The sequence below is a fragment of the Amycolatopsis sp. NPDC048633 genome (assembly GCF_040650695.1).
Lineage (GTDB): Bacteria > Actinomycetota > Actinomycetes > Mycobacteriales > Pseudonocardiaceae > Amycolatopsis.
In genome coordinates, this window is the sequence record NZ_JBEZHS010000023.1 from 147,989 (window position 1) to 157,880 (window position 9,892).

General features: G+C 71.3%; 9 protein-coding genes. 5 read left to right on the forward strand and 4 right to left on the reverse strand.

Annotation, left to right across the window (positions count from 1 at the left end; translation table 11 throughout):
• Complete coding sequence (locus AB0C38_RS32935) at positions 1-786, forward strand: SDR family oxidoreductase (RefSeq protein WP_360681061.1); 786 nt, start codon at positions 1-3, stop codon at positions 784-786.
• Between the two features lie 4 nt (positions 787-790).
• Positions 791-1,507, forward strand: a complete 717-nt coding sequence (locus AB0C38_RS32940; RefSeq protein WP_360681063.1) for a GntR family transcriptional regulator — start codon at positions 791-793, stop codon at positions 1,505-1,507.
• Here AB0C38_RS32940 and AB0C38_RS32945 read toward each other — a convergent pair.
• Positions 1,458-1,697 (reverse strand): hypothetical protein, encoded by a 240-nt coding sequence (locus AB0C38_RS32945; protein WP_360681064.1) that lies wholly within the window; start codon positions 1,695-1,697, stop codon positions 1,458-1,460. The genes AB0C38_RS32940 and AB0C38_RS32945 overlap by 50 nt on opposite strands.
• 86 nt (positions 1,698-1,783) lie before the next feature.
• Here AB0C38_RS32945 and AB0C38_RS32950 point away from each other — a divergent pair, with 86 nt between their 5' ends.
• On the forward strand, positions 1,784-2,761 hold the full coding sequence (locus tag AB0C38_RS32950; RefSeq protein WP_360681065.1) for a helix-turn-helix domain-containing protein: 978 nt from the start codon (positions 1,784-1,786) through the stop codon (positions 2,759-2,761).
• Positions 2,762-2,765: 4 nt separating this feature from the next.
• On the opposite strand, the gene AB0C38_RS32955 is transcribed toward AB0C38_RS32950, so the two are convergent.
• Complete coding sequence (locus tag AB0C38_RS32955) at positions 2,766-4,685, reverse strand: NPCBM/NEW2 domain-containing protein (protein WP_360681066.1); 1,920 nt, start codon at positions 4,683-4,685, stop codon at positions 2,766-2,768.
• A gap of 112 nt (positions 4,686-4,797) precedes the next feature.
• Positions 4,798-6,756, reverse strand: a complete 1,959-nt coding sequence (locus tag AB0C38_RS32960) for an NPCBM/NEW2 domain-containing protein (protein WP_360681068.1) — start codon at positions 6,754-6,756, stop codon at positions 4,798-4,800.
• 137 nt (positions 6,757-6,893) lie between these two features.
• On the opposite strand from AB0C38_RS32960, the gene AB0C38_RS32965 reads away from it, so the two are divergent.
• The gene (locus AB0C38_RS32965) at positions 6,894-8,087 is read left to right on the forward strand and encodes a CoA transferase (protein WP_360681070.1); all 1,194 of its coding nucleotides are present in this window, start codon (positions 6,894-6,896) and stop codon (positions 8,085-8,087) included.
• Between the two features lie 76 nt (positions 8,088-8,163).
• On the opposite strand, the gene AB0C38_RS32970 is transcribed toward AB0C38_RS32965, so the two are convergent.
• Entirely contained in the window at positions 8,164-8,298 is a 135-nt protein-coding gene (locus tag AB0C38_RS32970) for a hypothetical protein (protein WP_360681072.1), read from the reverse strand.
• 195 nt (positions 8,299-8,493) lie between these two features.
• On the opposite strand from AB0C38_RS32970, the gene AB0C38_RS32975 reads away from it, so the two are divergent.
• Complete coding sequence (locus AB0C38_RS32975) at positions 8,494-9,762, forward strand: aspartate aminotransferase family protein (protein WP_360681074.1); 1,269 nt, start codon at positions 8,494-8,496, stop codon at positions 9,760-9,762.
• Positions 9,763-9,892 lie beyond the last annotated feature (130 nt).

Consider the following 9,892-nt stretch of genomic DNA (forward strand, 5'->3'; position numbering starts at 1 on the left):
ATGGGTCGGTTGGCCGGCAAGGTGGCGGTCGTCTTCGGCGGCGCGCGGGGCATCGGCCTCGCCACGGTGAAGGAGTTCCTCACCGAGGGCGCGACGGTGTTCGCTTCCGACATCCGCGAGCCCGCGGAATCCGTCGAGGGATACCAGCACTCCATAGTGGACGCCACCGACGAGGACGCCGTGGCGGCGTTCGTCGACGGTGTACTCGCCGAAGCAGGCCACGTCGACGTGCTGGTCAACAACGTCGGCATCCACCTCGGCAAGCCCCTCGCGGACACGACGCTCGCCGAGTTCGACAACATCTTCGCGCTCAACGTGCGCGCCGCCTTCCTCGGCACCCGCGCCGTGCTGCCGCACATGATCGAACGCAAGGCGGGCAGCATCATCACGACGTCGTCGAACGGCGGCGTGATGGGCCGTCCCGGCGACCCGGTGTACAACGCCACCAAGCACGCGCTGGTCGGGCTGACGAAGTCGATCGCCGTCGCGCACGCGCACCAGGGCATCCGCGCCAACACGGTGAACCCCGGCGCGATCGACACCGACATGCTGCGCAGCACGCTCAACTCGCCCGAGGAGTTCGAGACCAAGCAGCACCAGCTGGTCGCGAGCACGCCCGCGGCGCGCGTCGGTGAGGCGTGGGAAGTCGCGAAGGCCGTGGTCTTCCTGGCCAGCGACGAGTCGCGGTTCATCAACGGTGTCGTGCTGCCGATCGACGGCGCGAAGGCCGCGGGCGCGATGCCGGGCAACCGCTACAGCCTCGACTTCGAACTCGGCGTCAGGTAGCGCCGTGTCCGTCGATCCCTCGGGGCTGGAGAGCGAGCGGCACCTGCTCGAGCGCAGCGGCACGGCCGAACGGGTTGCCACGATCCTGCGCCAGTACATCACCGACGGCGTCTTCGCCCCCGGTGAGCGGCTGTCCGAGCCGGTGATCAGCTCGGCACTCGGCGTCTCGCGCAACACGCTGCGCGAGTCGTTCCAGCTGCTGGCCCACGAGCGGCTGGCGGTGCACGAGCTGAACCGCGGCGTGTTCGTGCGCGAACTGACCACAGAGGACATCGAAGACCTCTACGTCGTCCGCCGCACCACCGAATGCGGTGCCCTGCGGCGGGCGGCCGAACTGTCCACTGTGGACTTGACGCCGGTCGGACAGGCCCTGCGCGACGGCCGCGCGGCGGCCGCGGCCGAGGACTGGCCGGCGGTCGGCACCGCCAGCATCCACTTCCACCAGGCGCTGGCCGACCTGGCCGGCAGCGAGCGCATCTCCGCGACGATGCGCCAGGTGCTCGCCGAGACGCGGTTGTTCTTCGTGCTCAACGAGAACACGCGCGAGTTCTACGAGCCGTTCCTGGACTGCCACGAGCAGATCCTGCGCGACCTGCGGTGCGGCCGGTTCGACGTCGCGGAGGCCGCGTTGGACCGCTACCTCCGTGACGCCGAAGCCCGCCTGCTGGCGCTCAGTAGCCCCGCGAGGGAGGGGACAACACCGTCGGGAACACGACCTTGATCGCGTACGGCTTGTGGTAGGTGGTGGCCCGGTACGTCCCGTCGGGGCCGGCCGACCAGGTGAGCCAGGCGATGGTGCGGACGACGGACAGTTCGGCGTACGCGGGGGCGGACTCGGCGGCGGCGGGCGGTGCCGAGGCGAGGAGCACGGCGGCCACGGCGGCCAGGGTGGTCGCGCGTCCTGGGGGCACGGCACCAGTCAACCCCGCGGCGGCCGCCGGCCGGAAAGGATTCGAGCCGGTTCAAATCCACCACGGCTGCTGTTACCGTCGGTCGGGTGTTCACGCTGCGCGTCGACGCGGAGACAGTGGCCAGGACCCGGTTTTCGCCGTCGCTCGCGGCCGAGTCCCTGGCCTGGCTGAAGCTCGCCGCCGGTCCGGGGCGCCACCCCGTGTTCGGGGACCCCGGCCCGCTCGCCCGGGCGTCCCTCACCCACCCGGACGTCGCCCTGCTGCTGGACCTGCTGCCGCGCACCGGCGAGGTCTACACGCCCGACCTGCTCACCCCGCAGCCCGGCACGGCCACCCGGCACCGCGACCTGCTCGACGAGCAGCTCGCGCGGATCGAGGCGACCCCGCAGGACGATCTCGAGGAGCAGGTGCTTTCCCACACGCAGGTCCACTGGGGCCGGCCGCTGCCGGTCAAGGCCCGCCGGGTCGCGGAGTCGGGGTCGATGCCCGCGCGCCTCGCCAACGGGCTCGCCCGGTTCTGGCGCGAAGCGCTGGCCGAGGACTGGGTCGGACTGCAATCGGTCCTCGACCGCGAAATCACCCACCGCGCGCGGGCCATCGCCGGCCACGGTGTCGGAGCGGTGCTGGGGAGCCTGCACCCCTCGATCGGCTGGGCGGGCGACGCGATCACCCTCGCCAAGCCGTTCGACGGCGAGGTCGACGTCGCCGGCCGGGAGCTGGTGCTCGCCCCCGGCGTGCTCAGCTGGCCCGGCACCAGCATCCAGGTCGACGTGCCCGGTCAGGTCGTGCTCGGCTACCCCGCGCACGGGATCGGTACCGGCGGGGCGCACGAGCCGGGCCGGATCGCGCCGGTCGTTGGCGCCGCCCGCGCGGCGCTGCTGACGGACCTCGAAGCCGCGCGGTCGACGGCCGAGCTCGCCACCCGGACCGGGTACGCCGCGGGCACCGTCTCCTACCACCTCGCCGCCCTGCACCGCGCGGGTCTCGTCAGCAAGGTCCGCGACGGCCGCTACGTGCTGTACCGGCGGACCCCGCAGGCCGTCGTCCTGCTGGAAGGGGCCTGAGCCGTCAGCAGCTCAGGTTCGGCGCGATCCAGTCGGCGAACTCGCCGGCCGCCCCGTCACCGCCGTCGTCCACCGCGATCGCCAGCTGCTGGACACCGGTGACCGGAACCGTCAGCTTCTGCGCTTTGACGCCGGGACGGGACAGTCCCGTCGCGAACAGCTCCCGCCCGTCGCCCAGAACCCGGAAGATCACCGTGGCCTGCGGGCTCGCCGCGTCGTCGACGCCGTACTGCGTGGTGAACGTCTTGCACTTCCCGCCGAGGTACAGCCGGATCACCGACGGCGCGTGCACCCCGATCCCGCTGTTCGGCTGGTACCCGACACCGCCGACCGACATCGCGCGCCCGTTGTTCACGCTGCCGCGCTCGACCACGCCGAGCCCGTTCTCCGAATACAGCCACGGCCGCGTGGACACGAAGGTCGTGCCGGTCGACGGCGCGGCCACCAGCGGCACCTCGGCCGAACCCGCGGCGGTGCGGGGGCCGAGCTCGGTGGTGTACGTGCCGTTCGCCGCGACCAGCGTCTTCGCCGCCGGTGCCGCTGGCGGCCGGAGCGTGATGTCCCGCGTCACCGTGCTGCCCGGCGAGACGCGCGGGATGGTGACCTGCGCCGGGCTGTCCAGGTGCCAGCCGGCCGGCACGGTGATCGTGTACTGGGCGTCGGTGATCGGGGTGTCGCCGTCGTTGGTCAGCGTCACCGTCCCGTCGACCGGCTGGCCCGCGAGGAAGCCCTCCGGCAGCTGCACGCCCAGCGTCACCAGCGGTTCGGCGGGGGCAGGCTGCCCGGGCCACACGCGCAGGAAGACCCCGGACAGCGCGGGCACGGACGCGCGCAGCGTCCCGGTGCTGGTCAGCTCGGCGGCGGTCCAGAGGTTGCGGACGCGGTACGCCGGCGCCGCCGCGATGCCGGACTCGGCGAGGTCGAAGGGGATCGTGCGCGCGTACGCGCCGCGGTTGAGCAGCAGCACGGCGACCGAGCCGTCGGACATCGGCTTCGCCCAGATCTCGCCGTCGCTCAGGTCACGGACTTTGCGTCCCGGCGTCCCGGACCAGTCCTGGTCGACCGCGATGACGTCCCGGTTGGCGATCGTGTCCAGCGGGAACGACTCGTTCGGCATGAGCGGCGCGTTCATCAGCGCCCACAGCGAGAACTCCGCGCGCCGGGGTGCCAGGTCGAGGAAGCTGAAGTTCAGCTGCCCGGGGTCGCTCCAGCCGCCCGGGCCGGTGCGGCCGGCCAGCGCGGGCTGCTTGTCGACCTCGGTCATCACGATCGCGAGCGGTTCGCTGAGGGCGGCGTTGAGCTGCCACGTGTGCGCGCCCGCGCCGGGCGCCCACTCCCACTGGCGGTTGCCGGACGGCAGCATGTCGAGCGTCGCGAGCGCGATCGGCCGGCCGGTCGCCTTGAGTGCGTCGCTCATCTTCTTCACCCGCACGGCGGCGTCGTTCGCACCACCGCACGTGTCGTACTCGAGGTAGTCGACGCCCCAGGACGCGAACGTTTGCGCGTCGAGTTCTTCGCGGTCTCGCGAGCCGGGCATCGAGCTGCCGCAGATCAGCGCGCCGGTGCCGCTGTGCAGCCCGAACTTCAGCCCGTTGGCGTGCACGTAGGCGATCAGGCCGGGCAGGTCCGGGTACTTCGCGGTGTCCGATTGCAGCTTCCCGTCGGCGGCGCGCGTCTTCACCGCCCAGCAGCTGCTGATGTTGACGTACGTGTAACCCGCGTCCCGCAGGCCCGTGTTCACCAGCATGTCGACGGCCGCGCGGACCTTCGCGTCGTCGATCCGCGGGCACTGGTTCCAGCCGCGCGACCACGAGATCCCCATCGGCGGGGTCGCGGCGATGACCGGCTCGTCAGCGGCCGCGGGAGCGATGACTGCGGTGGTGAGACCGAGCAAGGTGAGCAGCAGAACGCCGAACCGGCGCATGGTCCCTCCCCGGGGCCGCGGACAAGATCCCCAGGGTAAACCGCCATAACGGAAAAAACGCCGCCCCCAGACGAGTGACCGGGGGCGGCGCGTGGTGCGTGAATTCCCGCGCTCAGCAGGTGATCGTGGCGTCCGCCCAGTCGGCGTGGTCGGAGTCGGTGGTGTCGCCGCCGTCGGTGACGACCAGGTCGAGCACCCGCACGCCGCTCAGGTTCGCGGCGAGCTGCTGCGCTGGCAGCCCGGGTGTCATGACGCCGGTCTTGGCGAGCTCCTTGCCGTCGCCGAGGACCTGGAACGCGACGCTGCCCTTGGGCTTTTCGTCGTCGTGGCCGACGGACGCGCCGAACGCCGTGCAGCCGCCGCCGAGGTAGAACCGGACGCGGGACGGCGCGTGCACGCCGAGTCCGTCGTCGTAGGTCACGCCGCCGATGGTGATCTGGTGCCCGTCGCCCGCCTTGGACTCGCCGTTGCTCGTGCCGCGTTCGACCGGGCCGTAGCCGTTCTCCGCGGATAGCCAAGTCGCCTTCGAAAGCTGCGTCACGCCGTTCGCTGGCGCGGACACGATCGAGGAGCCGCCGTCGGCTGTTAACGAGCGTTTACCCCAGGCCGTCCAGTAGTTCGCGGTGGCGGTCAGGGTGACGCGGTCGCCGGTGGGGGCGTTCGGCTGCACGGTCCAGGATTTCTGCCAGGACCGTCCTGGCGCCACTGCCGGGACGAGCGCGTCACCGCGGCCGTCGAGCTGCCAGCCGGCCGGCGCGGTGAGCTTCACCTGCGCGGCGGCGAGCGGGGTGCTGCCGTCGTTGGTGAGCTTCAGCGTCGTGGTGAACGGCTTGGCCGCGTCGGCGAAGTCCGGCGCCTCCACGGAGAGCGTCGACAGCGGGGCCGCGTTCGGGAACTTCGCGGGCCAGACGCGGAACACGGCGGCGCCGTGGCTCGGCACCGACGCCCGGAGCGTGCCGGTGGACTCGGTTTCGGCGCCGGTCCACAGGTCGCGGACGCGGTAGTCGCGCGCCTTGCCGAGGCCGAGCTCGGTCGTGGTGGCGGACATCGGCGCCGCGGTCAGGCCGCGGTTGAAGAGCACGACCGCCGCCGAGCCGTCGGACATCGGCTTGGTCCAGACCTCGGTGTCGCCGTCATCGCGGAGCTTGTAGCCCTGCTTGCCCGCCCAGTCCTGGTCGAGTGCGACGATGTCCTTGTTCTCCAGGATCTTCTTCGTGGTGTCGGACATCGAACGCAGGTCGTTGCCGGCGAGCAGCGGCGCGTTCATCAAGGCCCACAACGAGAAGTGCGCCTGGTACTCGGTGGTCGTCATCTTGCCGTTGCCGACCTCGAGCATGTCCGGGTCGTTCCAGCCGCCCGGGCCGGAGTAGCCGGCGAGCGGGACCTGCTTGTCGAGGATCCCGGTCATGCTGCTCCAGCTGTCGCTGATGTCGCCGGTCGTGCGCCACACCTGCGCGCCGGCGTCCTTGCCCCACAGCCACGGCTGGTTCTCGCCCCACTCGCAGAGCGCGTAGAGGATCGGGCGGCCGGTCTTCTTGATCGCTTCGCCCATCTTCGTGTAGCGCTCGATCGCCGGGCGGCTCTGGTTGTTGCAGTTGTCGTACTTGAGGTAGTCGACACCCCAGTCGGCGAACGTCTGCGCGTCGACGTCTTCGTGGTCGAGGCCGCCGGGCATGGTCTTCTGGCAGGTCAGCGTGCCGGCGCTGGTGTAGATGCCGAGCTTGAGCCCGAGGTTGTGGACGTAGTCGGCCAGTGCCTTGATGCCGCTCGGGAAGCGCGCGTGGCTGGCTTCGAGCTTGCCGTCGGCGGTGCGGTTCTGTTCGGCCCAGCAGTCGTCGATGTTGACGTACTGGTAGCCGGCGGCCTTCAGGCCCGAGCTGACCATCGCGTCCGCCGTCTCGCGGATGAGCTCTTCGTTGATGTCGCAGTGGAACTTGTTCCAGCTGTTCCAGCCCATCGGCGGGCGGTCGCCCAGCTGCGGTGGCGGGGGCGGTTCGGCCGCTTGGGCCGGGGCGGGGGAAGCGATCGCGGCGGCCACGACGGCGACCGCGAGCCCGACAAGAAGACGCATGAGATCCCTCCAGGAGTGCGCAACTCTGCACAAACTCACTCAACAACAAACACCATCGAGAGGTCGGATGTCTACGGCCGTTAGGAGGAACACCTTGCGGAAATCCGGGCCGTGGGAGAGAAAGGGCCGTGACTTCGATGCCTGCTGACCACGCCGGATTCCGCCCGCTGGACGGGATCAAGGTCGTCGACCTGTCCCGCATCCTCGCCGGGCCGTACTGCACGCAGTACCTCGGCGAGATGGGCGCGGACGTCGTGAAGGTCGAGCCGCCCGGTCACGGCGACGACACCCGCGGCTGGGGACCGCCGTTCGTCGGCGAGAGCGGCGAAGCCGTGTACTACCTCGCGGCGAACCGGAACAAGCGCGGGATCGTGCTCGACCTCAAGAGCGATCGCGGCCAGGAAGCCCTCCGACGTCTGGTGGCCGACGCGGACGTGCTCGTCGAGAACTTCCGCCCGGGGACGCTGGAGAAGTGGGGGCTCGGGTTCGCGGCCTTGTCGGAGCTGAACCCGCGGCTGATCCACGTGTCGATCACCGGGTTCGGGCAGACGGGCCCGTACCGCGACCGCGCGGGCTACGACCTGGTGGCCCAGGCCCTCGGCGGCGTGATGTCGCTGACCGGTGAGCCCGACGGCGCGCCGGCGAAGGTCGGGCTGCCGGTGGCGGACCTGAACGCGGGGACGTGGGCGATCATCGCCGTGCTGATGGCGCTGCAGGCCCGGCACACGACCGGCCGCGGCCAGTACCTCGACGTGTCCCTTTTGGACAGTCAGCTGGCCTGGCACGTTTATGCGGCGGGCGCGGTGTTCTACGACGCGCCGCGCCCGCGCCGGATGGGGTCGGCGCACCCGAGCATCGTCCCGTACCAGGCGTACCACGTTTCGGACGGCTGGCTGATCATCGCGGTGGGCAGCGAAAAGCTGTGGCACGCGTTCTGTGGCGTGCTCGGCCTGGACGTCGCGTCGGACCCGCGGTTCTCTTCGAACGCCCTCCGGGCCGCCCACCGCGATGAGCTGAACGCTTTGCTCGAACCGGTTCTGCTGACGCGCACGGCGGCGGACTGGATGAAGTCCTTCGACGCGGCGGGCATCCCGGCGGCCCCGATCAACGAGATCGACGACGTGTACGCGGACCCGTGGACCGCCGCGCGCGACCAGGTGGTCCGGCTCCCGCACCCGACGGTGGGGACGTACGTGGGGACGGGTTTCCCGGTGAAGGCGTCGGACACCCCGGCGCGGCCGACGTCCGCGCCGCCGACGTTGGGGCAGCACACTTCGGAGGTGCTGGCGGAGCTGGGGTACTCGGTGGAGGAGATCGCGGAGTTCCGGTGATCTCGGCGGGAGTGGAGGTAGTCGGCGACCGTCCGTCGTTTCGCGGCCAGCCGGATCAGCCGCAGGCTGAAGCCGGTCAGCACGACGCCGATACGTGCGGGTCGAGCTCCGTCCGGATGTACAGCGAGACCCGCTCGACGAGCCGCTGGCACAGGACCCATCGCGCGGCGAGGGTGTTGCTGCCGAACGGGATGATCAGCAGCAACGACATCCGCCCCGCCGAAGTGGTGGTCGTCGGTTCGCCAGCGGCGTGGGACGCGCACCCCCACGAGGTCGGCCGGGCGGCGTCGCTGTTGCAGGTTGCGGTGCCGTTCAGGCCAGTCCGGCGCCGCGAGGTGTGCACGATGGAGTGTTCGCGCTCCCGGCTTCGCCCTGGTAGGGATGGGGGAAGGACTGAGGAGGACCGATGTCAGCACAGCACGCCCTTTGGCACCCGTTCGCCGACATGGGCGCGGTCGACGGCGACCGGATGGTCATCACCCGCGGTGAGGGCTCCTACGTCTGGGACGACGCCGGCCGCCGGTACTTCGACGCCACCGCGTCGCTCTGGTACGCGAACTTCGGCCACGGGCGCCCCGAGATCACCGAGGCCGTCACCAAACAGCTCGGGAAGCTCGACTCGTACAACCTGTTCGGCTACAACGCGAACGAGCCGGCGATCGAGCTGGCCGACCGCGTCGCCGAGCTGGCGCCGACGCCGGGGTCGAAGGTCTTCTTCGGCTCGGGCGGCGGGGACGTCATCGACACCGCCGTGAAGCTCGCGCGGGCGTACTTCGCGCAGACCGGGCGGCCGGAGAAGGCGCACGTCATCGGCCGGGCGCAGGGTTACCACGGCACTCACGGCTTCGGCACGGCCGTCGGCGGTATCCCGGCCAACGCGGCCGGCGTCGGGCCGCAGCCACCGGAGTTCTCGCACGTCCCGTTCGACAGCGCTCCGGCGCTGGAAGCCGAGATCGAGCGGGTGGGCGCTTCGCGGGTGGCGGCGTTCTTCTGCGAACCGGTGATCGGCGCAGGCGGCGTGCTGCTGCCCCCGGACGGCTACCTCGAGGAGGTGGCGGCGATCTGCCGCCGCTACGACGTGCTGTTCGTCGCGGACTGCGTGATCGCGGCGTGGGGCCGGCTCGGAACGTGGTTCGGCATCGACCGCTGGGCGGTGCGGCCGGACATGATCACGACGGCGAAGGGCATCACCGGTGGCACGATCCCGCTGGGCGCGCTGGTGGTGGCCCCGCGGGTCGCGGAGCCGTTCTTCACGGGAGCACCGGGCGCACCGATCTTCCGCCACGGCGCGACGTACGCGGGTCACCCGGTGGCGTGCGCGGCGGGCCTGGCGACGCTGGACATCTACGAGCGCGACGGGCTGATTCCCCGCGGCCGCGAGCTGGAGAAACCCTTGGCCGACGCGGTATCGGCGGTGATCGGGCACCCGCTGGTCGCGGAAGTCCGGGCGGGGCTGGGGTTCCTGGCCGCGGTGGAGCTGACGGCGGAGGTCATGGACGCCGACCCGGGCGCGCCGGTGAAGCTGCAACGCGCGTGCCGGGACGAGGGGGTGATCGTGCGAAACCTCGGGCGGGGTGTCGCGGTGTCGCCGCCGCTGATCGCGGGGGAGGCGGAGCTGGACTTGCTGGCCTCGGCGCTGCCGAAGGCCCTGGACCGCCTGGCGGCGCAGAGCTGAGGGTCCGGGCGCGAGTCGGCCGGCTCACGCCGAGGTCGCGAATGACTCATTCGGGACCTCCGAAGCCCCGAATGAGTCATTATCGACGGTGCGGGTGGGGGGCCCACACGGTGGGCGACGAGGGGAAGAG

Excerpts from the sequence above, each read along its gene's own strand:
- AB0C38_RS32935 (WP_360681061.1), top strand. The coding sequence starts at position 1 with ATGGGTCGGTTGGCCGGCAAGGTGGCGGTCGTCTTCGGCGGCGCGCGG.
- AB0C38_RS32955 (WP_360681066.1), bottom strand. The coding sequence starts at position 4,685 with ATGCGCCGGTTCGGCGTTCTGCTGCTCACCTTGCTCGGTCTCACCACC.
- AB0C38_RS32960 (WP_360681068.1), bottom strand. The coding sequence starts at position 6,756 with ATGCGTCTTCTTGTCGGGCTCGCGGTCGCCGTCGTGGCCGCCGCGATC.
- AB0C38_RS32965 (WP_360681070.1), top strand. The coding sequence starts at position 6,894 with ATGCCTGCTGACCACGCCGGATTCCGCCCGCTGGACGGGATCAAGGTC.
- AB0C38_RS32970 (WP_360681072.1), bottom strand. The coding sequence starts at position 8,298 with ATGTCGTTGCTGCTGATCATCCCGTTCGGCAGCAACACCCTCGCCGCG.
- AB0C38_RS32975 (WP_360681074.1), top strand. The coding sequence starts at position 8,494 with ATGTCAGCACAGCACGCCCTTTGGCACCCGTTCGCCGACATGGGCGCG.